Below are 26,385 nucleotides of genomic sequence, written 5' to 3' on the forward strand. Positions count from 1 at the left end.
AGTGCTGCCGCCTTCTTAATATTTGAAAAAGATGATTATGAAGGCGCTGAACAGATATGCAGAAAGGAAGTTATGCGGATGTCTGATTATATATTGGAAATGAATCACATAACAAAGGCTTTTTCGGGAGTAAAGGCTTTGGATGATGTCAATTTGAAAGTGAAGCGAGGAGAAATCCATGCGTTATGCGGAGAAAATGGGGCCGGTAAATCGACATTGATGAACGTTCTGTCGGGAGTTTACCCTTTCGGCTCCTATGACGGCGATATTGTATATAATAACGAATTATGTAAATTCCACAGTATTAGAGAAAGCGAAGCAAAGGGTATAGTTATCATCCATCAGGAACTTGCGCTAAGTCCCTACCTTTCTGTTGCGGAGAATGTATTTCTGGGAAATGAGCAGACCGACATAAAAGGTGTCATAAATTGGACGCATACGAGAAAGAGAGCTCATGAGATGTTAGAAAAGGTGGGGCTGGGAGATGAGAACATTAATGCCCCGGTGAATACCTTGGGAGTGGGCAAGCAGCAGCTCATAGAAATCGCCAAAGCGATGGCGAAGAAGGTGGAGCTTTTAATTTTGGATGAGCCTACGGCAGCGCTGAACGATGAAGAAAGCCGGAAGCTTTTGGAAATCATGCTGGAGCTTAAGAAGCAGGGGATTACCTGTATTATCATATCTCATAAGCTGAACGAGATCGAATATGTATCCGATGCCATTACCATAATCCGTGACGGACATACGATAGAGACTCTGGAAAAAGGGAAGGACGAATTCTCCGAGGACAGAGTGATTAAGGGAATGGTAGGGCGTGAGCTCACCAACCGCTATCCGGTGAGGGAGGAAGTGGACATTGGAGAGATAATATTCGAGGTAAAGAACTGGAACGTATATCATCCGGACGATGTGCAGAGACAGATGATCAAGGACGTCAGCCTTCACGTAAGAGCAGGTGAGGTAGTGGGTCTGGCAGGACTTATGGGGGCCGGACGAACGGAGCTGGCGATGAGCATCTTCGGAAGGTCTTACGGGCAGAAGATTTCGGGTACCATTTTCATCAATGGTAAGGAAGTGACGCTTAAGTCGGTAAAGGATGCCATTGACAACAAGTTGGCCTACGTATCAGAGGACCGGAAGAATTACGGCTTAGTTCTGATCGATGACATCAAAAGAAATATGACGATGGCAGCGCTTAGAAACTTTTTCTCTAAGAAGGGTGTTGTAAACAGCAATGATGAAATTATTGCCGCAGAAGAATACAAAAAAAAGATAAATGTAAAAACAAATTCCATTAACCAAACGGTTAGTTCGCTTTCCGGTGGCAACCAGCAAAAGGTTGTTCTCGCGAAATGGATGCTGACCCAGCCCGATATACTGATTCTTGACGAACCCACAAGAGGTATCGATGTCGGTGCGAAATACGAAATTTACTGCATTATTAACGAGCTGGCAAAAGAAGGTAAGGCAGTAATCGTTATTTCTTCGGAAATGCCTGAAATTATAGGGACTTGCGATCGTGTATACATAATTAACGAAGGCGAGATAGCGGGCGAGCTGACAAAAGAAGAAATATCACAGGAAGGAATTATGCAGCGTATTATGGCACATAACAGAAAGGGTGAAAACTAATGGAAAAGAAGCAAACTGTAAATTTGGATATGAAGCAGTACGGTATGGTACTTGCTCTTATCGCGGTATTTATAATCTTTGCCGTCTTGACGGGAGGAAAAAATATGTCTCCTGCCAATATTAACAACCTGATTATGCAAAATGGTTATATTGTCATTTTGGCAGTGGGTATGTTATTATGTGTTTTGACAGGTAACATCGACTTAGGTGTAGGATCTATCGTTGCCTTGAGCGGTGCGGCAGTTGGAATTTTGATGGTAGATTTCAAGATGAATATGGCGGTCGCGATCTTGGCAGCACTGGTGATCGGCATCATTTCCGGTATGTTCGCAGGATTCTTCATTGCGAAGCTTAAGATTCCGCCCTTCGTTGTAACCTTGGCAACTATGCTGATGGGGCGCGGTCTTACCTATACATTGTTAAAAGCACAGACAAAGGGACCATTGCCAACAGATTATACATACATCGGCGCCGGCTTCCTTCCGACGATAAAGGTGCCCTTCGGAGGCAAAGAAATCGATTTGGTCTGCATCATTGTAGCGTTAGCGGCATCCTTGCTCATCATATTTTCTGAGCTTAAAAATATTAGAACGAGGAAAAAGTACGGTTTTGCTGTTAGCCCAGCCTGGCAGATCGTATTGAAGGAGGCTGTAATTCTTTTAGTTGTATGGTTCTTCTTCTATAAATTAGCGAGCTATAACGGCATTCCTTTCGTACTCATTATTATGGCCATCCTCGTTGGAGTTTACCACTTCCTTACCAGCAGAACGGTTGCGGGACGTCAGATTTATGCTTTGGGAGGGAATGCTAAGGCGGCTCAGCTGTCTGGCATCAATACGGAGAAGGTATTCTTCTGGGTATATACCAATATGGGAATGCTTTCGGCAGTAGCGGGTATCGTACTTTCTGCACGTAATGCTTCGGCGACCCCGAAGGCGGGTGACGGTTTCGAATTGGATGCTATCGCTTCATGCTACATCGGAGGCGCAGCGGCAGCAGGCGGCGTAGGTACTATTATAGGTGCGGTAGTTGGTGCGTTCATCATGGGTATCCTGAACAACGGTATGTCGTTGTACGGCTGGTCCACGGATATTCAGAAAATAGTAAAGGGCGCGGTGCTTCTTGGAGCCGTTACCGTAGATATCTTATCCAAGAGAAAAAAAGGCTGATAAATAAGACTGGTATAAGGAGGCGGATGGCGTAGCGCGCCGTCCGGAAAGACCGTGGGAAAAAGTCAATCAAAATATATGGAGCTTGTAAACTGGATAAAAGAACAGATTGCGTCCAAAACTTTTCTTCCGGGACAGAAGATGTACTCGGAGAATGAATTGAAGGATATGTTTCATGTCAGCAGGCAGACGGTGCGCCATGCAATCGGTGTCTTGGAGAGCGAGGGAATTCTCATCAGAATACAAGGCAGCGGAACATATATTAATGATAAAAGGCAGGCGAATCTGGAAAACCGGACGAGAATCTCAGTGGTAACGACCTATGTGGATGGATATATTTTTCCCAAGACGATACAAGGAATAGAGAATGTACTGTTTGAAAACGGTTATTCTGTCCAGATAGCCTTTACTAACAATCAAAACAGCAGGGAGAAAACAATTTTGGAGGATATCTTAAGCCGGGACGAAGTTGCCGGTGTCATTATGGAGACTACCAAAAGCGGCATTCCTAATTCCAGCTTATATCTATATGCGGAGTTGCAGAAACGGGGTATTCCCATAATTTTCATAAATAGTTATTATCCATTGCTTTCTATTCCTCACGTTTCGCTTAACGACAGAATGGCCGGCAGGAAGGTGACGGAGTACCTGCTTGAAATGGGACATAGGAGAATCGGTGGTATCTTCAAGCTGGATGACGGGCAGGGGCATATGCGGTATGCCGGTTATCTGGAGGCTATGCAGAGTGCGGGCATGGAAGTGGAGGATTCTCACGTTGTCTGGATAGACACGGAGGATATCAAGCATCTGGAGAAGAAAAAAGGAACTATTCTGGAGCGCCTGGGCGGCTGCAGCGCAGTGGTCTGCTATAATGACCAGGTGGCCTTCGAACTGCTGGGGATGCTGGCAGATGCGGGTCTGAAGGTTCCGGAGGATATTTCTGTTGTAAGCATCGACGATTCGGAGCTGGCCGTTTTGGGAGACGTGGCTCTTACCTCGGTTCCTCACCCCATGGACAAATTAGGAGAAAAAGCAGCTAATAATCTGCTGCGGATGATAGAGAATCCCTCTTACGACGGCACATACGAGTTCGATGCAGAAATTGTGTGCCGGGACTCAGTGAAGAAAATAGTTTGAGAGCTTAAAAATAGCGCAAAAAGCCTTGTGGCAGGTGACGGTTTGTTACCTGCTTTTTTATCTGAAAAAAATCAACCTTTTACCCAAAAAAACACACTGTATTTCGACAAGCATTTGATATAATTTTATTATGGGTATCTATATGGTAAAAAACGAAAATTTCACAGTGTATTAAGGAGGGAACGGTTATTTCATGAAAAAGATAAGTACGAAGTTTATGGCGGTTATTATGATAGTGGCGGCAATCGGACTTGCGGGAATGGGAATATTAGTTAATAATGTAAATGGAATACGTGTAGTATCGGAGCGCATTCTCTCGGGAGAGCTGCAGGATTATAGCGAGGCCTCCGAAATAGCAGCGGACTTCGAGATCATACATAAATCCGTGCTGAAGCATGTCATGACGGCCAAGGAGACGAAGATGGCTCTTGCCGAAAATGACATCAAGGCAAAACGTAAGAATGTGGATGCCCTTCTGGCATCTTATGCGACGAGGCTGGACGAAGAGAAGCAGGAAATCTACGACGAACTTATGGCTGCCTATACAATCTATCTGACGGAACTCGACAATATTCTGGAGGTCAGCAAGAGCGGGGATAAGTCTAAAGCGCAGACCTTGGTATTCAGCAATATTACCAATTACGAAAGTCAAATGGAGACTTGTCTTAGCCAGCTTCAAAGTCTGTCTCTAGAGAAAATGGAGGCAGGAAAACAGAGCGTGTATGCTTACACGGAGCAAGTGCCCCTCGTCAGCACTATGTCCGTGAGCATTGTGATATTGGCTGTTGCCGTGGCTTATCTTATCGCCAAGTGGACGATTATTACGCCCATCAAACGAACAACAAAAGAGCTGAACCGGATTATAAAGAGTATCGAGGAGGAACGGGGCGATTTGAGTCTCCGTGTATCGGAGAAGTCCAAGGACGAGATCGGCGTGTTGGCTAAGGGCATTAACCGTTTCCTCGTTATACTGGAGAGCATAATCGGAAATATGATAGATTCCTGTGAACAGATGGGTGAGGCACAGGGGAAAGTACGGGAGAACATCCATACAACAAATTCCAGCGCACAAAACACCTCGGCGACTACAGAGGAGCTGGCGGCGGGCATGAAATGTGTTACGGATAATGTGGCAATGGTCGGAGAGGAAACCAGGAAGGTGCGCTTGTCGGCTGAAGCCATGGCAAATCAGGCGAAGGAGGGTACCGGTTACGCGGGAGAAATCAGACAGCGTGCTAAGGGTCTTCAGGAAAAAGCAATAGAGAGCAGGGAAGAGGCGAAGAACATTCTGGCACAGATTGGCAGCGCAGTGAACGATTCCATAGATGACACCAAGCAAATAGGAAAGATCACAGAGCTGACCGAAGATATTCTGGGTGTAGCAAGCCAGACCAATCTTCTGGCCCTAAACGCTTCTATCGAGGCTGCGAGAGCGGGAGAAGCAGGCAAGGGCTTTGCCGTAGTAGCGGAGGAGATAAGGATGTTAGCCGATAATTCCAAGCAGACGGCGAATAAAATACAGAACATCAGTGAAAAGGTGGTAACGAGCGTGGCGCAGCTTTCACAGGAGGCCTCCAAACTGCTCCAGTTTGTAAGCGGCAAGGTAATGGAGGATTACGAGGTGCTGGAGCACACGGGAGAGCAATACTTCACGGATGCGGCGACCCTTCATGAAATCATGGTGAATATCGCCCAGGCCTCGGATATGCTCAAACAGGCTATGGAGCGTGTTGCGGAAACGAATGAGGGCATCACTTTAACGGTAAATGAAAGTGCAGAAGGAATAAATAACGTAGTATATAATACGCTGGGAGTGGTAGACGGAATGAAGGAAATTGATCGTGCTCTTGAGGGAATGGTCCATGCCGTAAGCATACTGGAAAGCGAAATCAAGGTATTTGACAAAAAAGAGACTGAATAAGGATAGGAGCTTGAAGCATGTTAAAGGTTTTTCTGGTAGAGGATGAAATCGTAATGAGGGAGGGGATCAAGAACAATATTCCCTGGGAGGAGGAAGGCTTCTATTTCGTGGGCGAGGCCAGCGACGGCGAGCTGGCATACCCGATGATCAGGAAACTTTGTCCGGATATAATCATTACGGACATTAAGATGCCTTTCATGGACGGATTGGAGTTAAGCCGTCTGGTAAAGAAAGACTTTCCGGACGTGAGCATCATTATTTTGAGCGGTTACGATGAATTCGAATACGCGAAGGAAGCCATAAGAATAGGCGTTACGGAATATTTAGTAAAACCGGTTTCTTCGGCGAAGCTTTTAGAAGCTGTGAAGGAGATCGGCAGCCGTATCGAAAAGGAGAACGAGAAGAAAAAATACTTGGAGCAGTTCAAAAAGGAAATGAAGGAAATGGAGCTGCATGAAAAAGAGAAATTCCTGCATGAGATATTGTCTGGCAGAAGTCCTATGACGGAACTTCTGGAAAAGGGTAAAAAGCTGAACATACACTTGGCGGCGGGAGTTTATGATGTGGTACTTTTCATGATGCGCCAGTCGGAAGAGATGGAATGTACCTGCTCCAAGGAGCTTCCGGTAGCCTGGGACGCTGTTATGGAGCTGGCGGAACGGACGGAGAATATCTATATGTTCAACAGAGGGATAGATGGCGTGGAGTTCCTGATTCTGGACGAGAATGAAAAGAGGATGGGGGAAAAACGGGAAGATTTCCTGAAGGAACTGGCAGGCATTGTATCGAAGTCCGGAGAGCTTCAGTATTTCGTTGGGGTGGGCAATGTGGTCAACCGGCTCAGGGAGGTTCATGAATCCTATGAAAGCGCCAGCAAAGCCTTTTCCTATCGTTATCTGATTTCCTGCAACCGCATCGTATATGCGGAGCACATGGAAGAAATGCGCGTGGGAATCGGGGAGAGCGAGGATACGGACATCGATTTGAAAGAACTGGACTTCGGCAAAATTGATCGAAAGATCATAAAGAATTTTCTCACCAAAGGGCTTTTGGAGGAGGTTTCCCACTTCATCGAGGACTATTTTTCCAGCTTGGGAAGCGGCAATGTGGAATCGATGCTGTTTCGCCAATATATAACTACTGATATGTACTTTGGCACAGTGGCATTCGTGGAGGAGCTGGGATATGACGCCGATAATGTCATAGAGGTATTTGGAGATTTCAAGACGATTTCGGAGGTTCTTCCTTCTGTTGAGAAGACGAAGGAATATTTGAAGAACATGATTGGGGAAGCTATGAATCTAAGGGACCAGATATCCGTGAAGAAATACGGCAGTCTCATCGACGATGCCAAGGCGTATATCGAACGTAATTATGATTCTGAGGACATTTCCCTTAACAGTGTGGCTACTCATGTGAATATCAGCTCCAGCCATTTCAGCAGTATATTCAGTGGGGAGGAAGGTCAGACTTTCATTGAATATCTGACAGGGCTTCGCATGGACAAAGCGAAAGAGCTTCTTATGTGTTCCAGCATGAAAAGCTCTGAAATCGGCTATGCGGTAGGATATAAAGATCCCCATTATTTCAGCTATCTCTTTAAGAAAACACAGAATTGCACGCCGAAGGAATACCGAATGAGAGGCAAGGCGGGCAATGCCGACAATGCGGGTATGGAGGAAGCATGAAGAAACTCTTGAAGTTAATGAAGGCATTCCGGCTCAACGGGAAGCTGAACAGAAAACTGAACGTGATGATCGCTGTCATTATGGTTCCCTTTATCATTCTGGTGATTTATTTGCTGGTATCCATGATAAACTATTGTAACTCCTATAATCAGATCGTAAAAAATGTCTCTCTGGCAAACGGTTACAACATCGACTTCAAAAAGGAAATTGATGCCGGAATGTATCAGATTGCCATAGGCTCGGCAGTTCCTGAAAATATTCAGGAGAAAAAGGATATACGCAATCCTTACGAGGTGCTGGAGGAGGCGAGGACGGGTTTTACCAAGCTGCAGAAGTCCACGCTGGCGCCGGGCAATGCGAGGAGGGTAAAGAGACTTCTTAAGACCTTCGACACCTTGGAGAAGCGCATGCTGGAAATCTCGGAGGATGCTGGAGAAAGCGGACATTATGAAGAGAATCTGGTACGCCTCGACAACAATATCAGAATATTGACTGAGGTCCTTCAAGAGGCGATCCAGGAATACATCCATTACGAAACGGACCATCTGGAATCCGTAAGATATGAGCTGGAGCAGAAAGAGCAGGATGCGGTGGAAATCACTGTCGTCTGTCTGATCGTGGTTACAGCAGGAGCCGTAATGGTAGGCTTTGCCATTTCCAGAAGTGTGGTAAGACCAATCGTGGGCATGTGCAGGATCACGGAGGAGGTTGCCCTTGGCAACTTCGATGTCCGGGTGGAGGTGAATTCTTCGGACGAGACAGCCGTTCTGGCGGAAAGCTTCAATAAGATGATTGCGGATATGGGTGAGCTTGTGGAGCGGATCAAGCAGGAGCAGCTCAACCTTCGGGATGCGGAGCTGAAACTTCTGCAGGCACAGATTAATCCTCACTTTTTGTACAACACTCTGGATACTATCATATGGATGGCGGAAGCAGGAAAGAAGGAAGAAGTGGTCTCCCTCGTTTCCTCTTTGTCGGGCTTTTTCAGGACGACGCTCAGCAAGGGGCGGGATTATATAACGGTCCGTGAAGAAGTGTCTCATATAAACAGTTATCTGGAAATACAGAAGTTCAGGTACCGGGATATTATGGATTATAAAATCAATATTCCTGACGGCATGAACGAATATCCGATCTTGAAGCTTACCTTGCAGCCTTTGGTGGAAAATGCTCTTTATCATGGAATTAAGAATAAGAGGGGTAAGGGAGAAATCGAGGTTAACGGAAAAATTGAGGATAACCTCCTGATTTTTACCGTGAAGGACGATGGCATAGGAATGATGCCTGAGCAGATTCATACGCTTTATGAAACTATAGAGAAGGAGCATAGTGACAGCGAGGACACGGCGGGATTCGGACTGGCTAATGTAAATGAAAGAATACGTCTGAACTACGGAAAGGAGTACGGACTCACTTTCCGCAGCGTGTATGGGGAGGGGACTGTGGTAAGCGTTACGATACCTATATGAGTGTCCGTTACTCATTATAAGTGTATTTTACTTATTTAGAACAAAAAGAATAAAGAACGTAAAAAAATGAACTTTTTTCATAAAATAATTAAAAAAGTTCATTTTTTGTTCACAAATTAGTAAAAAATACCACTTTCCAAATAAAATATTCCCTTTCATTCCATGCGGAAATTGATAGAATGAATGTACCAAAACAATATAAGGAGGGTATTTAATGAAAAAGAAATTTTTAAGCGTTATTCTTGCGACAGCAATGGTAGCAACTATGGCGGGATGCGGCAGCGCTACTTCTGCACCGGCAGCGGCAGAACCTGCAGCAGAAACGGCACCGGCAGAGGAAGCTGCTCCCGCTGAAGAAGCTGCTGAGGAAGTGGCGGAGGAGCCGGCAGCTGAGGAAGCTTCCGACGATTTGATTGTTGTGGGCTATGCGCAGGTTGGTGCTGAATCCGACTGGAGAACGGCTAACACGGAATCTTTTAAGACGACTTTTACGGAAGAAAACGGCTATCAGTTGATTTTCGACGATGCACAGCAGAAGCAAGAAAACCAGATTAAAGCAATTCGTTCCTTTATTCAGCAGGAAGTTGATTATATCGTAGTAGCTCCCGTAGTTGAGACCGGATGGGAAACCGTTTTGGAAGAAGCTAAGGAAGCAGGCATTCCGGTAATTCTTTCCGACAGAATGATGGATGTTTCGGACGATTCTTTATATGAGTGCTGGGTAGGCGGTAACTTCGAAAAAGAAGGCGCTGATGCGGCAGCTTGGCTGAAAACATACTTAGAAGGACAGGGAAGAGGAGATGAGGAAATCAACATCGTTACTCTTCAGGGAACAATCGGTGCTTCCGCTCAGGTTGGACGTACAGACGGTTTCGCAAGCGGAATGCAGGACAACTGGGTTATGTTAGACAAACAGACCGGCGAATTCACACAGTCCAAAGGTCAGGAAGTTATGGAGTCCTTCTTAAAACAGTATCCTGATATCGACGTAGTTGTTTGCGAGAACGACAACATGGCATTCGGTGCAATCGATGCTATCAAAGCAGCAGGTAAGACATGCGGACCGGAAGGCGACATCACGATCATCTCCTTCGACGCAGTGGCAGCAGCTTTCGATGCAATGATCGCGGGCGACTTGAACGCAGCATTCGAGTGTAACCCGCTTCACGGACCTCGTGTAGCTGAAATCATTCAGAAGCTGGAAGCCGGCGAAAGCGTTGAGAAGATTCAATATGTAGATGAAGCTTACTTCGATACATCCATGGACGTTGCAGCGATCAAAGAGACACGCGCATATTAATATTAATGGTTTACATTAACTAAGAAATGCAAGGGCGGCGGGTGGAGAGTCTGGAATGGATTCTTCCCCGCCATATTTTTCATGTAAGTAGGATTAGGGTGTCAAAGGTCCTTTTGCGAACGTCTCAAGACAATATGCCCAAAACAAAAAGACTCCTGCGCCGAATTCCAATATATAAGAAGTTCTAATTCTCAGTCCATTTGAACCAAACATAACAAAAAACAAAAAACTCGCTGCGCTCAAACAGTTTTGTTTTCTGTTATGGCACAAATATCCAGAGAAAGAACTTCTAAATATTTTCATAGGCGCAGTCGTTCTTTTTGATATGGTCATATTGGTCCGAATATATTTAAAAAGGACCTTTTGACACCCTAATCCTAATAGGAAAGTGTTCCTAAAAATAAATGGCAAAGATATGATGTGAGATGATGAAAAAGTATGGCAGATTGTAACTGTGAAGATACTGAACAGTTATGGCAGATTTTTAAGGAAGGAATGAAGCCCAAATGGAAAACAGCCGTAAGGAAAATAAAATCGTATTGACGATGCGCCATATTAATAAAAATTTCCCCGGAGTTGTAGCCTTGGAAGACGTGGACTTTACCTTAAGGGCAGGAGAAATACATGCTCTTATGGGAGAAAACGGCGCGGGAAAATCAACATTAATCAAGGTGCTCACCGGAGTAGAGGAGTTCGAAACGGGAGAAATAATAATAGACGAAAGCCCCCATCCGATTATCAACAAATCGCCTCAGGAGGCGCAGGCAAACGGCATCAGTACCGTATATCAGGAGGTCAATCTTTGCCCGAACCTTACTGTGGCGGAAAATCTGTTTATAGGCAGGGAACCGAAGAAATTCGGGGCAATTGACTGGAAAACCATGAACAAAAAGTCTAAAGAAGTTTTAGGCAGTCTGGATATAAATATAGATGTAACAAAGACGCTGGACAATTACTCTATAGCTTTGCAGCAGATGATAGCTATCGCAAGAGCGGTGGATATGTCGGCAAAGGTTCTCATTCTGGATGAACCTACATCCTCTCTGGACGACGGAGAGGTGGAGAAGCTTTTTGCCTTAATGAGAAAGTTAAAGGCACAAGGAGTAGGAATTATATTCGTTACCCACTTTTTAGAGCAGGTATATGAGGTGTGCGACCGCATAACGGTACTTAGAAACGGTGCTTTGGTGGGTGAATTCGAAGTGGAGAAGCTGCCCAGGGTACGTCTCGTTGCTGAAATGATAGGTAAGGATTTTGACGATCTTGCCGCCATCAAGAAGAGTGGAGAGGGAGCGGGCAAGGTCGGCGAAGAAGTGGTAATCGATGCGAAGAAGCTGTATCATACGGGAACGATCAAGCCCTTTGATATTCAAATCCATAAGGGTGAAGTGATCGGGCTTACGGGCCTTTTGGGTTCGGGACGCAGCGAGCTGGCGCGGGCAATCTATGGTGCGGATAAGGCTGACGGCGGGGATCTTTTTGTAAAAGGACAAAAGCTTCTGGTCGGTGCGCCCATCGACGCGATGCAGGCGGGAATGGCTTATTTGCCGGAGAACAGAAAGGAAGAGGGAATTATTTCGGACCTTTCCGTAAGGGAGAACATCATTATAGCTCTGCAGGCGAAAAAGGGTATATTTAAACAGCTTAGCAAGAAGGAGCAGGAGGAATTTACCGATAAGTACATAGATCTTTTAAAGATTAAGACGGCGAATAGAGAGGTCCCGATCAAACAGTTGTCGGGGGGGAATCAGCAGAAAGTGATCTTGGGAAGATGGCTCCTTACCAACCCCGACTTCATCATTCTGGATGAACCCACCAGAGGTATCGATATCGGTACAAAGACGGAGATCCAGAAGCTTGTATTGAAGCTCGCGGGAGAAGGCATGGCGGTTATGTTCATTTCCTCCGAAATCGAAGAGATGCTTCGCACTTGTTCAAGAATGGCGGTTCTAAGAGATGGCTGGAAGGTAGGAGAACTGGGAGACAGTGAGCTTTCTCAGGAGGGTGTCATGAAAGCAATAGCAGGAGGTGGAAGTGATGAATAATGCAAAAAAAACATTTAAGAGGCTGACAGGATATAAGCTTTTTCTGCCGTTTCTATGCTTGGCGCTGGTGCTTCTTATTAACGTCATCAAGACGCCCACCTTTTTTGCGATAACAATTAATAACGGAGTATTTTATGGATATATTATCGATGTCATAAACCGCGCCAGCGAGCTGGTAATCCTCGCGGTAGGTATGACGTTGGTGGTTGCGGCTTCCGGAGGGACGGATATTTCCGTAGGAGCGGTCAGCGCTCTGGCAGGTGCCCTCTGCTGCTTCGTGCTTTCAGGCGGTCAGCAGACGGTAAACGAATACCATGCTCCCTATATACTGGGAGTGCTGGCAGCGATGGCGGTAGGTATCGTATGCGGGGCATGGAACGGGTTTCTGGTGGCGAAGATGAAGATTCAGCCTATGGTTGCCACTTTGATCTTATTTACGGCCGGCCGCGGTATTGCACAGCTTATCACGGACGGACAGATGATCTATGTGCGCGTGGATCATTTTAAGAAGCTGGGAGCCTTCATCGGCGGAGTTCCCCTTCCCACACCGGTATTCGCAGCGATTTTGGTAGTAATGCTGACAATGCTCCTGTTGAAGAAAACGGCGCTGGGCCTTTATATCGAGACAGTAGGTATTAACGCGAAGGCAGCAAGATTAGTGGGACTGAATTCCACGATGATACAGTTCTTAACTTATGCTTACTGCGGTTTATGTGCCGGTATCGCGGGACTTATCATCACTTCCAGAGTATATTCTATCGATGCCAATAATGCGGGTCTGAATATGGAGCTGGATGCGATTCTGGCAGTGGCACTGGGAGGAAACAGCCTGGGCGGCGGTAAATTTTCCTTGGCTGGAAGCGTGATCGGAGCTTACACGATTCAAGCGCTCACCACTACCTTATACGCCATGGGCGTATCGGCAGACCAGATTCCGGTATATAAAGCTATCGTAGTTGTGATTATTGTATCCTTGCAGTCTCCTGAGCTGTCGAAGATTTGGAAGAATGCTAAGAAGAAAATCGGCGGCGGCGCCAGAAAGAAGGTGGCATAATGAAGAAATTCAAACTGGAAGGCAATCAATTCCTGCTTCTCATTACGATTTTGCTGTTTTTTATCATGTATGCCATCGGATTGATCGTATTTAAAGATAATAATTTCGGAAGACTTCAGGTATTTTTGAACTTGTTTATTTCCAATGCGGGTCTGATCGTCATTGCGGTATCCATGACGATGGTGCTCATTACCGGAGGAATCGATATTTCGGTAGGCTCCGTAGTGGCCATGACTTGTATGCTTCTGGCGTGGATGATGGAGAAAAAGGGTATTGGAGCGGTGCCTGCTGTTATCATCGTACTTTTGGTGGGAATAGTTTTCGGGCTGGTTCAGGGATTCCTCATTGCATATCTGAAGATTCAGCCGTTCATCGTTACCTTGGCGGGAATGTTTTTTGCGAGAGGTATGACGGCTATCATAAGCACGGAGATGATAAGTATCAAAAACGAACTGTTTCTAAGCTGGGCGCAGGAGAAATTGTATTTCCCCTTCGGCGGTTATGTGAATAAAAAGGGCGTTATCATAAATCCGTATATTTATCCGAGCGTTGTTCTGGCGCTGTTAGTGTTGGTCATCGTATTCATCATGCTGAAATATACGAAGTTCGGACGGTCTGTCTACGCAGTAGGCGGTAACGAGCAATCTGCCCTCTTAATGGGACTTAATGTAAGAAGAACGAAACTGAAGGTGTATATTATAGACGGATTTTTGGCGGCCTTCGGCGGATTCCTATTCGGCCTGAATACCTGTTCCGGTTTCGTAGAGCAGGCTAAAGGCTTTGAAATGGAAGCGATTGCAGGTGCAGTAATAGGAGGTACTCTTCTTACCGGCGGCGTAGGTAACGTCATCGGCAGCTTGTTCGGCGTATTGATCAAAGGAACGATAGAGACGTTCATTACCTTCCAAGGGACCTTGTCCTCTTGGTGGACCAAAATCACGATAGCAGCATTGCTAGCCTTTTTCATCATACTCCAGAGCCTATTTGCCAAGGCGAAGGAGAAACGCAAGTAGGTACGGCATGCCGGATCTGCTGCGGGGGAGCCCTATAAGGTTCCCGAGGGGAACCCTTTGGGTTCCCCTTGTTATTTTGTGTTTTCGCGGGTTTTTAGAATTTTTACTGCCATTTAAGGTAAAACTGCTGAAAGAAGTCTGCAAATTAGCAGATTTATTTCATGTTACTATATAGACGGGAAATTTAATATGTGGTAGAGTAGTTTAGTAAAGTGTTTTAGTAAATGCGGTTTATTTTTGGAGGAAAAAGATGGAAAATTTAGAATTACAAAAAAAAGCCAATGAAGTGCGAAAAGGAATCGTTACAGCGGTTCACAGTGCAAAAGCCGGACATCCGGGCGGCTCGTTATCAGCGGCAGATGTATTCACATATCTGTACTATGAAGAAATGAACGTAGATGCGCAGAATCCGAAGATGGAAAACAGAGACAGATTCGTATTGTCCAAGGGACATACGGCACCGGGTTTGTATTCCACATTAGCCCACAAGGGTTATTTTCCTGTGGAGGATTTAAAGACACTGCGCAAACTGGGTTCGTATCTGCAGGGACATCCGGATATGAAGCATATTCCGGGAGTGGACATGTCCAGCGGTTCCCTGGGACAAGGAATATCGGCAGCGGTAGGAATGGCACTGGGAGCTAAATTGGACGGTAAAGATTTCCGCGTATATACACTTCTGGGAGACGGAGAGCTTCAGGAAGGACAGGTATGGGAAGCGGCTATGCTCGCCGGGCACAGAAAGCTGGATAACCTGGTAGCGATTATAGATAACAACGGCTTACAGATTGATGGTAAGGTAGACGACGTATGTTCTCCCTATCCGATAGATAAAAAATTCGAGGCATTTAATTTCCACGTAATCAATGCAGATGCGCATGATTTCGACGATCTCAGAAGAGCGTTCAAAGAGGCTCGCGAAACGAAAGGTATGCCTACGGCAATCGTTGTACACAGCGTAAAGGGCAAAGGCGTTTCCTTTATGGAAAACAAGGCGGCATGGCATGGCACAGCGCCTAACGACGAGCAGTTCGCGGTAGCGATGGCAGACTTGGAAAGGATTGGTGAAGAATTATGTCAGAAGTAAAGAAGATTGCAACGAGAGAAAGCTACGGCAACGCGCTTGCGGAGCTTGGCGCAGAATTTCCTAATCTGGTAGTTCTGGACGCTGATTTGGCGGCGGCTACAAAGACCAGTGTTTTTCAGAAGGCTTTCCCCGAAAGACATATAGACTGCGGAATCGCAGAATGTAACATGGTAGGCATCGGAGCAGGACTTTCCACAGTAGGGAAAATCCCTTTTGTCAGCACTTTCGCAATGTTTGCAGCAGGACGTGCTTTTGAGCAGGTGCGCAACTCTCTGGGTTACCCTCATTTGAACGTAAAAATAGGAGCGACTCACGCGGGCGTTACCGTAGGGGAGGATGGAGCTTCCCACCAGTGCAACGAGGATATCGCGCTGATGAGAACGATTCCGGGCATGATAGTTATGAACCCTGCAGACGATGTGGAAGCAAAAGCCGCAGTAAGAGCTGCAATCGAGCATGAAGGACCGGTATATCTGCGTTTCGGAAGAGCAGCCTGTCCGATTATTAACGACAGACCTGATTATAAATTTGAGATAGGAAAAGGTACCTTGCTCAGAGAGGGTACTGACGTAACTATTGTAGCTACGGGAATCTGCGTAAGCAGCGCTCTGGAAGCGGCTGAGAAGCTTGCGGAGGAAGGCGTCAGCGCAGAAGTGATCAATATCTGCACTATCAAGCCTTTGGATGAGGAACTTATCATAGCATCCGCGAAGAAGACAGGCAAAGTGGTTACCGCTGAGGAGCATTCCGTAATCGGAGGACTTGGAAGCGCAGTATGTGACGCATTGTCTGCAGCAGCACCCACGCCGGTTAAAAAGATTGGTATGCAGGATGTATTCGGAGAATCCGGACCGGCTATGGCACTGTTGGAGAAATATGGTCTGGATGGCACAGGCGTATATAAATCGGTAAAAGAATTCATCGGAAAGTGAGAGAGGAAATGCTGATATTATCACCGTCTATTCTGGCAGCAGATTTTTCTGTTTTGGGAAAGCAGATAAAGGAAGTGCATGAGGCAGGAGCACAGTATCTTCACGTGGACGTCATGGATGGAAGCTTCGTACCTTCCATATCCTTTGGGATGCCGGTCATCAGCTCTATACGGGGGGTGTCGGATATCACCTTTGATGTACACCTTATGATTACATCGCCGGAGCGTTATATAGAGGAATTTGCGAAATGCGGAGCGGATATTATCACCTTCCATCTTGAAGCGGTGCAGGACCCCGGAGTCGTAATCGACAAGATACACGCCCTGGGAAAGAAGGCGGGTCTATCCATAAAGCCTGCGACTCCTATAGAAGCAGTTCTCCCATGTTTGGACAAGCTGGATATGCTGTTAGTAATGACCGTGGAGCCGGGATTCGGCGGACAAGCCTACATTCCTGAGTCCACAGAGCGCATCAGGCAGGCCCGTAAGTTTGTGGAGGAAAGAGGCCTTGATACGGATATTCAGGTGGACGGCGGCATCAACGCAGACAACGTACATGTCGTACTGGAAGCCGGAGCGAATGTGATTGTGGCGGGCTCATCGATTTTCAGGGGCGATATAAGGCGGAATGTGAAGGATATGCTGAATGCGTTTGAGGCATTTCAAAAATAGATATGTTAAGATAATTTGTTAAATAAATCAGGTAAACTGAGGAGATATTAGAAATCTTCGCCTTTCTGTTTTTGAGTTTTTGGAAAGGCGGAGGTTTTTTATAAATTTAAAGGTGGATAAAAATGCGTCTTTGTATTGTTTTAGCTCCATGCAAGGTCTATTAGGACTGGCTCGCATGGAGACATAATAAGTCCCGTAGACTTTGCATGCTTTTATGCGACAAGCTGTACCGTTATTGTTTTAATTCTGCTACAGTCGGATAAATTGGAATTGTGGCATCTATACTGTTTAAATGCACTCAACGGCTTGATGAATACAGTCCAGCAGCCTTCTGCGGACGTTACGACAAGCTTGCTGACGCCAAAGAAATATTATCAGAAGATAAGCGGAATGCGGTCATTTTCCAATTCGCTTGTAAGTGTAATAACGCCGCATTTCCGGCCATGATTTTATCGAGACAGGGCGGCGGCGAAGTGGTTTTAGGAATTGTGAAAACTGCGGTAGAAATTGCAACATTGGCGGGCAGTGTGGCTGTGTCGTTATTGCCGGCTCCGGGAAGCAGAGTTAGGGTAATTTGCAACCCGCTTATCATCGTCTGATAAGGTCACACACTAGAAAATATTAGAAAATACTGCATAAAATATATTAGAAATTATCTCATGAAATATATGAAAAATGCCGTATGTAAATTATAAAAAGTGTTTTATAATATTTTGGAACACTTACAGTGAGTTCAAATATTTTGGAAGAAGGGAAAACCATGTTCAAAAAATTGGAAAGAAACGAGCCCTGCTGGTGCGGGAGCGGAAGAAAATATAAAACCTGTCATGAAGCCTTCGACGATAAGGTCCTGCGCTATCAAATGGAAGGTCATATGATTCCCGATAGGGACATGATCAAGACGAAGGAACAGATAGATGGTATTCGGGAGAGCGGTAAGATCAATATTGCGGTACTCGATTACGTGGCAGCTAACATACGGGAGAATATATCCACAGAAGAAATAGACCGCATGGTATATGAGAAGACTACAGAGCTCGGCGCTGTTCCTGCCCCCCTTCACTATGACGGATATCCGAAGAGCACATGCACCTCCATTAACAGTCAGGTATGCCATGGAATTCCTTCGAAAGACGTGTTCCTGAAAAACGGAGATATTGTCAACGTAGATGTATCCACGATTTATAAAGGTTATTTTTCCGACTCCTCTCGCATGTTCTGCATCGGAGAAGTAGAGGAACAGGCTGCTAAGCTCGTCCGCGTGGCGAAGGAATGCATGGAAAAAGGAATTGAGCAGGTAAAGCCGTGGAACTTCCTCGGAGATATGGGAGAAGCTGTTCACAGTCACGCACTTCAGAATGGCTACAGCATAGTCCGTGAAATCGGCGGGCACGGAGTAGGAATAGAGTTCCACGAGGACCCTTTTGTAAGCTATGTGACCAAAAAAGGGACCGAAACCCTTATGGTGCCCGGTATGGTGTTTACCATAGAACCTATGGTCAACATGGGGGCAAGTGAAATCTACATCGATGACGATAATGGCTGGACTGCCTACACCGACGACGGAAAACCTTCCGCTCAGTGGGAAGTTACCATAGCAGTCACTGAGGATGGATATGAGATATTAGCATATTAAAGAATTGAGCGTTGAAAACCCCTAAACATTTGTAGGAAACGCGATTGACAGTATAATTTCTTTGTGTTAGTCTAACAATATCAATAAAATGAAGTAAAAAGCAGTGACGAAGAGAGTAGATATGTGAAAGCTTTCCAGAGAAGGTTCCATTCCGCGCAGCAGGATTGTTAACGGGATGCTGAGAGGAACCGGGTGAAAATATATCGAAAATGGCTTCCGAGCAGCGCACCGAACCGGCAACGGTAAGGCTGCGACAGGTCCGCCTGTTATAGCGGCAGGGTATAAAGTAATTTGTGTTTAGGTTCATACATGAACCGTGCATAATCAGCAGTACCCGCAGAGGTTCGCTTCGTGAGAAGCGGACAAAAGGAAGTGGTAACACGGCTTTTCGCTCGTCTTCTAGTCATACTAAGAAGACGGGCTTTTTTGTTTTATGATACTAGGGGCAACCCTCTTTTGACCCCGATATTATTTTATATTTACTGAAAAAGGAGCAAAGAGTATGAGTAAAGGAAAATATTACATCACCACCGCTATTGCCTACACCTCCGGCAAACCGCATATTGGCAACAGCTATGAAATCGTGCTTGCCGATAGCATTGCAAGATTCAAGAGGAAAGACGGCTATGACGTGTTCTTCCAGACGGGAACAGACGAGCATGGACAGAAAATCGAAATAAAAGCGCAGGAAGCCGGTGTCACTCCCAAAGAATATGTGGATAACGTTGCGGGAACGATCAAAGACTTGTGGAATCTTATGGATACCTCCTATGATAAATTTATCCGTACCACGGATACCTACCACGAGAAGCAGGTACAGAAAATCTTCAGGCGCCTGTACGAGCAAGGTGACATTTATAAAGGGGCATACGAAGGAATGTACTGCACCCCCTGCGAATCCTTTTGGACGGAATCCCAGCTTGTAGATGGAAAATGCCCGGATTGCGGAGGAGAGGTAAAGCCTGCAAAGGAAGAAGCGTATTTCTTCAAAATGAGCAAATATGCGGATAGGCTCATCGCGCATATCAATGAGCATCCGGAGTTCATACAGCCAGTATCCCGCAAAAACGAAATGATGAATAATTTTCTGCTTCCGGGACTGCAGGATCTATGCGTGTCCAGAACCTCCTTCAAATGGGGAATTCCCGTAGACTTCGACGAAGGCCATGTTGTCTACGTGTGGCTGGACGCACTTACCAACTATATTACCGGAATCGGCTATGACTGTGACGGAAACAGTACCGAGCAGTATAAAAAGCTCTGGCCTGCAGACCTTCACCTGATCGGAAAAGATATTATCCGTTTCCATACGATTTACTGGCCTATTTTCCTTATGGCCCTGGGCGAGGAGCTGCCTAAGCAGGTATTCGGTCACCCGTGGCTGCTGCAGGGAGACGGCAAGATGAGCAAATCAAAGGGGAATGTCCTGTATGCGGACGATCTGGCAGACTTTTTCGGGGTGGATGCGGTACGCTACTTCGTGCTTCATGAGATGCCTTTCGAAAATGACGGCGTGATTTCGTGGGAGCTTATGGTGGAAAGACTTAATTCCGATTTGGCGAATACCCTCGGCAATCTGGTAAACAGGACGATTTCTATGAGTAACAAATATTTCGGTGGAGTCGTTGCGGATAAGAGTATCGCATCTGAAGAGCAGAAGGCTTTGGACGATGATTTGAAGGCTGTCGCAGCCGGAACCTATGAAAGAGTGAGAAAGAAGATGGAAGATTTGAGAGTGGCGGATGCCATATCGGAAATCTTCGTACTTTTCAAACGATGTAATAAGTATATTGATGAAACGGAGCCGTGGGTGCTGGCAAAAGACGAGGCTAAAGCCGATAGGCTGGCTTCGGTGCTCTATCATCTGGTAGAGAGCATTGTCATCGGCGCTTCTTTGCTGGAACCTTTTATGCCGGCCACTGCCGAAAAGATCGCGGCTCAGTTAAACACCTCTTTAAGAAGCTTTGAGGAGCTTACAAGTTTTGGAAAATATCCTTCCGGCAATAAAGTGACCGAGACTCCGGAAATCTTGTTCGCACGGTTGGATGCAAAAGAAGTGCTGGAAAAGGTGGAGACGCTGTTCGAATCCGGAACGCAGGCAGGACAGACACAGGAACAAGCGGTTTCTGAGGATGTGATCGATATCGAACCGAAGCCGGAGATCACTTACGATGACTTTGATAAACTGCAATTCCAGGTAGGTGAGATCATCGCCTGTGAAGCAGTGCAAAAGTCCAAAAAGCTGCTTTGTTCCAAAGTGCGCATCGGCAGTCAGGTGAAACAAATCGTATCCGGCATTAAGCAATATTATTCTCCGGAGGAAATGGTGGGTAAGAAAGTAATGGTACTGGTGAACCTCAAGCCGGCGACTTTGGCGGGAGTCGTATCCGAAGGAATGCTTTTGTGTGCGGAAGATAAGGACGGCAATCTGGCCCTCATGATTCCGGAAAAGACGATGCCTGCAGGCGCGGAGATCTGCTAATTTAAGGAATTTTATATTATAAACTTAAAATATTATATATTATGGTGTATAATGAGTTCACAAGGGGCATTTTTTGCCCCTTGTGAACTCATTTCCATATCAGAGAGCATCTTTTGACGAGCTTCGCCATACAAAAGAATGGAGGGGATTTTATGGTAAAACGAGAAGAACTTTATTTTGAATCCAGAGATAATGTAAGCAAGATATATTCAGCGCAGTGGATACCCGATACGGATAAGCCTATATGTATTTTGCAGATCATACATGGAATGGCGGAGCATGTGGAACGCTATGACGACTTTGCAAGAGCTATGGCGGAAAAGGGAATCCTGGTCGTAGGTGAGGATCATTTGGGCCATGGGAAGACGGCCGGAGAGAGCGGAACGAAGGGATATTTTTGTGTGCAGGATCCAGCCACGGTAGTGGTGAGGGATTCGCATAGGCTCAAGAAGCTGACTCAGGAAAAATATCCGGGTGTACCCTATATCATTCTCGGACATAGCATGGGCTCCTTCATACTTCGCAATTATTTATGCCGTTACGGAACCGGAATACAAGGTGCCATCATCGTTGGAACCGGAACCCAGTCGGGGATTGTCATTGCCTTCGGAATGGCGGTGGCGGCTTTGCAGAAGCTTTTTTGCGGTTCCCAAAAAGAAAGTGTGTTTTTAGACAGGCAATCCTTTAGGGGATACAACAAGAGAATAAAAGACGAGAAGTCGAAATCGGGCTGGCTCACCAAGGACAAAAAGATTGCGGATGCATATATAGACGATGATTTTTGCGGGTTTACTTTTACCATAAACGGATTCCAGACTCTTTTCGAGCTTTTGGCGAGGCTGAATAAAAAGGGTAATCTGAAAAATATGCCTTCGGAGCTGCCTGTTTTGTTCGCATCGGGTGCGGAAGACCCGGTAGGTAATTATGGAAAAGGAGTGAAAGCGGTATACCAGTCGTTTTTGGATCTGGGGATGAATAATGTGCAGCTTAAGCTTTACGAGAACGACAGACACGAGATATTAAATGAAACGGATAAGTTAAAGGTATATGAAGATATATACTCATGGATTTTATCCGTCTTATAGGTGGGTAGATAGGCAACAAAAAAGGAGATTAATGTGAAAAATAAATTTTTCACATGTAAATTTGTGCTTGCGTCCAAATTCGCAGGCATCGAAAACTTGGAGGACTATTATGAAAAAATGGTTGGCATTAATAGGCGTTTTATTTTTGACAGGTTTATTCGGCATGAGCGCGTCCGCGCAGGAGGAAGGCAAGATTGTGGTCGCTCTCGGTGCGGACCTTACGGAGGAGCAAAAAGCTTCGGTATTGGAGCTGATGGGAATAACGAAGGATCAGCTTGCCGGATATGATGTGATTTACGTTACGAATGCGCAGGAGCATCAATACCTGGATGAATACTTAAGCTCCTCTGTCATCGGGAGCAAGTCCTTATCCAGCGTGATGCTGAAAAAGCAGGCAGCAGGCAGCGGCGTTACGGTAACGACGAAAAATATCAATTACTGTACCACCGGCATGTACCGCAATGCTTTGCTTACGGCAGGTGTGGAAGATACGAAGGTAATCGTTGCAGCGCCCTCTCAGATTTCGGGAACCGCCGCTTTAATAGGTGCGGTAAAGGCTTACGAGAAGATGGAAGGAACAACTATTTCTGACACTTCCCTCTCCAGCGCGCTGGATGAACTCATTACTACCGGAGAGCTTGCAAAAGCAGCGCAAAATGTGAGCGGAGACGATATAGAGAAATTGATCGCTTACATTAAGGAGAAGGTAGCGAACGGAGAACTGGAGACGGATGAGGATATCCGGGCTGCTGTAGAAGAAGGAGAAGAGCGCTTTGGAGTTAGCCTGACGAAGGAAGAGGTACAGAGAATCGTGGACTTGATGAACAAGCTCGAGGGTATGGGACTGAACAGCGACTATTTAATCAGTCAGGCGGAGAAGCTTTACAATAAATACGGAGCTGATATCGTGAACCATGCGGACGAGGCAATCAGCGAAGCGGTGAGCGATGCGGTGACCAATGCGGCGGGAGGATTTTTTCAAAGCATTAAGAATTCTGTGAAGGATTTCTTCAGCAGCATCTTCAAATAGTACTTTAGAACTAAAAATTTTTACAATTTGTATATAATTTCTTGTAAAATGCAATGAGATTCGTTATAATTACAAGTAATTAGACAGTTGAAAGGACAGAAACAATGACAGAGGGTGAATTCTCTTACGAGATTCGTATGGCTTATGAGGATGAGTGGGAAGAATCGGTGGCATTGGCATGGAAGACTTTTCTTCAATTTGAAGCGGAGGATTATGAACCTGAAGGAGTCAGAAGTTTTGAGAATTTCATAACTGACAACGCGTTGCGTCGTATGTTTATTATGGGTGCTTATCAGATGTTCGTCGCGCTTAAGGACAGCAAGATAGTCGGTATGATCACGGTAAGAAGCAATTCTCACATATCACTTTTGTTTGTGGATGAGAGGCACCATAGAAAAGGGGTAGGACGGGCACTGATGTATCGCCTGTGCGAATATCTCAAAACTGAATTAGGAATCGAAAGAGTTACGGTAAACTCCTCTCCTTTCGGAGTGGGGTTTTACCATAGATTGGGCTTTAAGGATTTGCAGTCGGAGCAGACAGCCGACGGTATTCGTTATACACCTATGGAATTGACTATATAAATAAAATAAGAGAAAAGGAAAGCTAATATGGGTAAGTTTTTTGATATGGACAGTCCGGTCATGCGTTTCTTGACCGTCATGGCGGATTTAATGATTTTGAACATTTTGACAATAATTTGTTGTATTCCGATTTTTACGATAGGAGCGTCTTTGACTGGACTGAACTATGTATTGCTCAAGATGGCGCGCAATGAGGAGGGTTATATCGTAAGGTCGTTTTTTAAGTCCTTCAAGCAGAACTTTAAGCAGGCAACTATCATATGGCTGATCATCTTAGTGTTTATCTTAGTTTTTGCCGGAGACATTTTGATTTTCAACTATGCGGCGATGGAATTTCCTAAGGCCCTTAAAATCTTTTTATTCGTGCTGGGATTGTTCATGATGATGGTTGTTGTTTACGTATTCCCGGTGCTTTCCAGATTTGACAATACGGTAATGAATACGATTAAGAATTCCTTATTCATGTCAATTTTAAGTTTTCCGAAGACGATTCTTATGCTGCTTCTATATGCGGTTCCAATTGTGCTGTTTTATGTTACTCCTATGGCGGTTCCTCTCATTTTTATGTTTGGAATCTCAGTGCCGGCTTATTTTTCCGCGAAGCTTTACAGCGGAACCTTTAAAAAATTTGAACCTGAAGAAGAACCTGTAAAGGATAGATTTGAAACTATTAGCGAAAACGATGAGGTAAATTGATTCTAGGGAGATGGCAATGAAAGACGGGCAAACAAGAGCGGCTGTTATACAATGGCTGATTCCAGCCATGGTACTAATAGTAGTTGTTATCGTAATGCTATTTAACTTTTCAGCTAAGAGCAGCCAATCGGCTGCGGAACAAGTAGAAAACAGTATGATGGACGTAGCCGAGAAGTACGCCGCGAAGATTAACTTTGAGCTTGCGTCTATGGTAAGCGCGGGCAAGCCCGTCGGTCACCTTATGGAGGAGTATATCGCCTCTAATAAGGTGCTTTCTGCCGATATGGCAGCCGTTCTCAGAAACAATTCCAAAGCATATGCGGTAGTCTACAGCGATGCGGCAGGCAATGGACTGGATCAGAACGCCTCTAAAATGAATCTCAAAAACCTAAGCTACTATGAGGAAATATTCGGAGAGACTGTAAGCTCGGATTTTTCTGCTGCGGATGATAAGGCTGCCGCAACAGAAGGTGAGGTGCGGTACCTTTATGTGAAGACAGACGAAATCGGCATGGATAAAAAAGCGATTGTTGCGGCAATTCCACTGGGAACGAAGACCGGCTCAGATAAGCTGCTCATGTATTATCCCGTAGAGAATCTGAGGAGTTTGTTTAAAAAGTCGGAATTCGATGCCGACGCCTTTTATGTGCTTATCGCTCCCGACGGAATGATTATAGAAAATACCGATTATAACAGCGAATTTCTAAGGGGAAGTAACATATGGACGACGATCAAGGAAAACGGAGGCTATGACGACGAGGTCGCCAAAGCGGTTATCCGTATGAAGAACAAGACTGCAGGAAGTTTCAGTACTATGGTGAACGGAGAAGCGAGGCAGCTTGTATATGCACCGGTGGGAATCAATAAATGGACGCTGGTAGCCGGAGTGAATCAGAGCTATGTAGACGGACTTCAGGAAAGAGGCTGGAGCAACGCCAAGCAGATGATATACCAGCTGGTGGTGGCGATATGGGTATTTTTAGGCCTGCTCGTCGTTATCAATATTATCGATAAGATAAAGAGCAGCGAGAAGAGCAAGGAGCTTGGGGAGAAGGCGGATACAGACCTTCTCACGAGCCTGAACAACAAGCTCGCCACCGAGCGCAAGATCAAGGAATGGATGGAAGGAAATCCTGAGGATCAGGGATTGATGTTCGTCCTCGATATCGATAATTTCAAGAAGATCAACGACACTCTCGGTCATGCTTTCGGCGATGAAGTGCTGCGTTCTCTTGGACATCAGATCGGCTCCACGTTTCGGGCGACGGATGTCATCGGAAGGACCGGCGGAGACGAATTTACTATATTCCTGAAGCATCTGAACGAGGAGGCCCTATTGGAAAGGGAGGCTAAGAAGCTTTGTAATTTCTTCAAGAACTTCCAAGCGGGAGAATATGTGAAATATATGGCTACTGCCAGTATAGGGGCTGCAGTGTTCCCCAAAGACGGCAAGGATTTTGAGAGTTTGTACAAGGCGGCAGACAATGCTCTTTACATAGCTAAGAAACGCGGCAAGAACCAATTGGCTTTTTACGGGGAAGAGGAGCAGGACGGGGCGGGTATATAATGCGTTTGTACAATGTGTATAAGATGAAAAAAAAATATTGTTGAAATTGACGCTGTTAATAAAAATATATAGGTAATATAAGCAATTTCTACAATGTGTCCGAAAATCTTTGTGGAATGTTGGTATAGCGTAAAGCGGCAGGATTCGTTATACTTAATGCATGTTAATGAGTAAAGCGCACTCATAA

At 45.5% G+C, this 26,385-nt stretch carries 21 protein-coding genes; all 21 read left to right on the forward strand.

Features of this window, described 5'->3' with window-relative positions; genetic code table 11:
• The first annotated feature begins 78 nt into the window (after nucleotides 1-78).
• The 21 genes from mmsA (at nucleotide 79) to V6984_RS01045 (ending at nucleotide 26,198) form a co-directional block, all read left to right on the forward strand.
• Nucleotides 79-1,632 carry a multiple monosaccharide ABC transporter ATP-binding protein gene (gene mmsA / locus V6984_RS00945; RefSeq protein ID WP_342757957.1) on the forward strand — a complete coding sequence of 518 codons (1,554 nt, stop codon included), beginning with the start codon at nucleotides 79-81 and terminating at the stop codon, nucleotides 1,630-1,632.
• Nucleotides 1,632-2,801 (forward strand): multiple monosaccharide ABC transporter permease, encoded by a 1,170-nt coding sequence (mmsB, locus tag V6984_RS00950; protein WP_342757958.1) that lies wholly within the window; start codon nucleotides 1,632-1,634, stop codon nucleotides 2,799-2,801. The genes mmsA and mmsB overlap by 1 nt, the downstream gene beginning before the upstream one ends.
• Before the next feature lie 54 nt (nucleotides 2,802-2,855).
• Nucleotides 2,856-3,938 (forward strand): GntR family transcriptional regulator, encoded by a 1,083-nt coding sequence (locus V6984_RS00955; RefSeq protein WP_342757959.1) that lies wholly within the window; start codon nucleotides 2,856-2,858, stop codon nucleotides 3,936-3,938.
• A 193-nt stretch (nucleotides 3,939-4,131) separates the two neighbouring features.
• Entirely contained in the window at nucleotides 4,132-5,859 is a 1,728-nt protein-coding gene (locus tag V6984_RS00960; protein WP_342757960.1) for a methyl-accepting chemotaxis protein, read from the forward strand.
• A 17-nt stretch (nucleotides 5,860-5,876) separates the two neighbouring features.
• Nucleotides 5,877-7,547, forward strand: a complete 1,671-nt coding sequence (locus V6984_RS00965; protein WP_342757961.1) for a response regulator — start codon at nucleotides 5,877-5,879, stop codon at nucleotides 7,545-7,547.
• Nucleotides 7,544-9,016, forward strand: a complete 1,473-nt coding sequence (locus V6984_RS00970; RefSeq protein WP_342757962.1) for a sensor histidine kinase — start codon at nucleotides 7,544-7,546, stop codon at nucleotides 9,014-9,016. The genes V6984_RS00965 and V6984_RS00970 overlap by 4 nt, the downstream gene beginning before the upstream one ends.
• Nucleotides 9,017-9,230: 214 nt before the next feature.
• The gene (locus tag V6984_RS00975; RefSeq protein WP_342757963.1) at nucleotides 9,231-10,316 is read left to right on the forward strand and encodes an ABC transporter substrate-binding protein; all 1,086 of its coding nucleotides are present in this window, start codon (nucleotides 9,231-9,233) and stop codon (nucleotides 10,314-10,316) included.
• Nucleotides 10,317-10,822: 506 nt separating this feature from the next.
• The gene (locus V6984_RS00980; protein ID WP_342757964.1) at nucleotides 10,823-12,361 is read left to right on the forward strand and encodes a sugar ABC transporter ATP-binding protein; all 1,539 of its coding nucleotides are present in this window, start codon (nucleotides 10,823-10,825) and stop codon (nucleotides 12,359-12,361) included.
• Nucleotides 12,354-13,415 carry an ABC transporter permease gene (locus tag V6984_RS00985; RefSeq protein ID WP_342757965.1) on the forward strand — a complete coding sequence of 354 codons (1,062 nt, stop codon included), beginning with the start codon at nucleotides 12,354-12,356 and terminating at the stop codon, nucleotides 13,413-13,415. Before V6984_RS00980 ends, V6984_RS00985 begins: the two co-directional genes overlap by 8 nt.
• A complete protein-coding gene (locus V6984_RS00990) occupies nucleotides 13,415-14,428 on the forward strand; it encodes an ABC transporter permease subunit (protein WP_342757966.1) in 1,014 nt (337 codons plus the stop codon). The genes V6984_RS00985 and V6984_RS00990 overlap by 1 nt, the downstream gene beginning before the upstream one ends.
• Before the next feature lie 250 nt (nucleotides 14,429-14,678).
• Entirely contained in the window at nucleotides 14,679-15,515 is an 837-nt protein-coding gene (locus V6984_RS00995) for a transketolase (protein WP_342757967.1), read from the forward strand.
• The gene (locus V6984_RS01000; RefSeq protein ID WP_342757968.1) at nucleotides 15,503-16,447 is read left to right on the forward strand and encodes a transketolase family protein; all 945 of its coding nucleotides are present in this window, start codon (nucleotides 15,503-15,505) and stop codon (nucleotides 16,445-16,447) included. The genes V6984_RS00995 and V6984_RS01000 overlap by 13 nt, the downstream gene beginning before the upstream one ends.
• Nucleotides 16,448-16,455: 8 nt before the next feature.
• The gene (rpe, locus tag V6984_RS01005) at nucleotides 16,456-17,118 is read left to right on the forward strand and encodes a ribulose-phosphate 3-epimerase (RefSeq protein ID WP_342757969.1); all 663 of its coding nucleotides are present in this window, start codon (nucleotides 16,456-16,458) and stop codon (nucleotides 17,116-17,118) included.
• 272 nt (nucleotides 17,119-17,390) lie between these two features.
• Nucleotides 17,391-17,717 carry a hypothetical protein gene (locus tag V6984_RS01010; RefSeq protein WP_342757970.1) on the forward strand — a complete coding sequence of 109 codons (327 nt, stop codon included), beginning with the start codon at nucleotides 17,391-17,393 and terminating at the stop codon, nucleotides 17,715-17,717.
• Between the two features lie 161 nt (nucleotides 17,718-17,878).
• On the forward strand, nucleotides 17,879-18,754 hold the full coding sequence (locus V6984_RS01015) for a methionyl aminopeptidase (RefSeq protein WP_342757971.1): 876 nt from the start codon (nucleotides 17,879-17,881) through the stop codon (nucleotides 18,752-18,754).
• A 502-nt stretch (nucleotides 18,755-19,256) separates the two neighbouring features.
• Complete coding sequence (gene metG, locus V6984_RS01020) at nucleotides 19,257-21,236, forward strand: methionine--tRNA ligase (RefSeq protein WP_342757972.1); 1,980 nt, start codon at nucleotides 19,257-19,259, stop codon at nucleotides 21,234-21,236.
• 152 nt (nucleotides 21,237-21,388) lie between these two features.
• Nucleotides 21,389-22,321, forward strand: a complete 933-nt coding sequence (locus tag V6984_RS01025) for an alpha/beta fold hydrolase (RefSeq protein WP_342757973.1) — start codon at nucleotides 21,389-21,391, stop codon at nucleotides 22,319-22,321.
• Nucleotides 22,322-22,430: 109 nt separating this feature from the next.
• Nucleotides 22,431-23,351 (forward strand): DUF1002 domain-containing protein, encoded by a 921-nt coding sequence (locus V6984_RS01030; RefSeq protein WP_342757974.1) that lies wholly within the window; start codon nucleotides 22,431-22,433, stop codon nucleotides 23,349-23,351.
• A 104-nt stretch (nucleotides 23,352-23,455) separates the two neighbouring features.
• Nucleotides 23,456-23,935 carry a GNAT family N-acetyltransferase gene (locus V6984_RS01035; RefSeq protein WP_342757975.1) on the forward strand — a complete coding sequence of 160 codons (480 nt, stop codon included), beginning with the start codon at nucleotides 23,456-23,458 and terminating at the stop codon, nucleotides 23,933-23,935.
• Between the two features lie 27 nt (nucleotides 23,936-23,962).
• Entirely contained in the window at nucleotides 23,963-24,631 is a 669-nt protein-coding gene (locus V6984_RS01040; RefSeq protein ID WP_342757976.1) for a YesL family protein, read from the forward strand.
• A gap of 16 nt (nucleotides 24,632-24,647) precedes the next feature.
• Nucleotides 24,648-26,198, forward strand: a complete 1,551-nt coding sequence (locus tag V6984_RS01045; RefSeq protein WP_342757977.1) for a sensor domain-containing diguanylate cyclase — start codon at nucleotides 24,648-24,650, stop codon at nucleotides 26,196-26,198.
• Nucleotides 26,199-26,385: the final 187 nt, after the last annotated feature.

This window comes from Kineothrix sp. IPX-CK, from assembly GCF_039134705.1.
GTDB lineage: Bacteria > Bacillota > Clostridia > Lachnospirales > Lachnospiraceae > Kineothrix > Kineothrix sedimenti.

What these genes read in the sequence shown, in the direction of transcription:
- mmsA (WP_342757957.1), top strand. Translation starts at nt 79, where the DNA reads ATGTCTGATTATATATTGGAAATGAATCACATAACAAAGGCTTTTTCG.
- mmsB (WP_342757958.1), top strand. Translation starts at nt 1,632, where the DNA reads ATGGAAAAGAAGCAAACTGTAAATTTGGATATGAAGCAGTACGGTATG.
- V6984_RS00960 (WP_342757960.1), top strand. Translation starts at nt 4,132, where the DNA reads ATGAAAAAGATAAGTACGAAGTTTATGGCGGTTATTATGATAGTGGCG.
- V6984_RS00965 (WP_342757961.1), top strand. Translation starts at nt 5,877, where the DNA reads ATGTTAAAGGTTTTTCTGGTAGAGGATGAAATCGTAATGAGGGAGGGG.
- V6984_RS00970 (WP_342757962.1), top strand. Translation starts at nt 7,544, where the DNA reads ATGAAGAAACTCTTGAAGTTAATGAAGGCATTCCGGCTCAACGGGAAG.
- V6984_RS00975 (WP_342757963.1), top strand. Translation starts at nt 9,231, where the DNA reads ATGAAAAAGAAATTTTTAAGCGTTATTCTTGCGACAGCAATGGTAGCA.
- V6984_RS00980 (WP_342757964.1), top strand. Translation starts at nt 10,823, where the DNA reads ATGGAAAACAGCCGTAAGGAAAATAAAATCGTATTGACGATGCGCCAT.
- V6984_RS00985 (WP_342757965.1), top strand. Translation starts at nt 12,354, where the DNA reads ATGAATAATGCAAAAAAAACATTTAAGAGGCTGACAGGATATAAGCTT.
- V6984_RS00990 (WP_342757966.1), top strand. Translation starts at nt 13,415, where the DNA reads ATGAAGAAATTCAAACTGGAAGGCAATCAATTCCTGCTTCTCATTACG.
- V6984_RS00995 (WP_342757967.1), top strand. Translation starts at nt 14,679, where the DNA reads ATGGAAAATTTAGAATTACAAAAAAAAGCCAATGAAGTGCGAAAAGGA.
- V6984_RS01000 (WP_342757968.1), top strand. Translation starts at nt 15,503, where the DNA reads ATGTCAGAAGTAAAGAAGATTGCAACGAGAGAAAGCTACGGCAACGCG.
- rpe (WP_342757969.1), top strand. Translation starts at nt 16,456, where the DNA reads ATGCTGATATTATCACCGTCTATTCTGGCAGCAGATTTTTCTGTTTTG.
- V6984_RS01015 (WP_342757971.1), top strand. Translation starts at nt 17,879, where the DNA reads ATGTTCAAAAAATTGGAAAGAAACGAGCCCTGCTGGTGCGGGAGCGGA.
- metG (WP_342757972.1), top strand. Translation starts at nt 19,257, where the DNA reads ATGAGTAAAGGAAAATATTACATCACCACCGCTATTGCCTACACCTCC.
- V6984_RS01025 (WP_342757973.1), top strand. Translation starts at nt 21,389, where the DNA reads ATGGTAAAACGAGAAGAACTTTATTTTGAATCCAGAGATAATGTAAGC.
- V6984_RS01030 (WP_342757974.1), top strand. Translation starts at nt 22,431, where the DNA reads ATGAAAAAATGGTTGGCATTAATAGGCGTTTTATTTTTGACAGGTTTA.
- V6984_RS01035 (WP_342757975.1), top strand. Translation starts at nt 23,456, where the DNA reads ATGACAGAGGGTGAATTCTCTTACGAGATTCGTATGGCTTATGAGGAT.
- V6984_RS01040 (WP_342757976.1), top strand. Translation starts at nt 23,963, where the DNA reads ATGGGTAAGTTTTTTGATATGGACAGTCCGGTCATGCGTTTCTTGACC.
- V6984_RS01045 (WP_342757977.1), top strand. Translation starts at nt 24,648, where the DNA reads ATGAAAGACGGGCAAACAAGAGCGGCTGTTATACAATGGCTGATTCCA.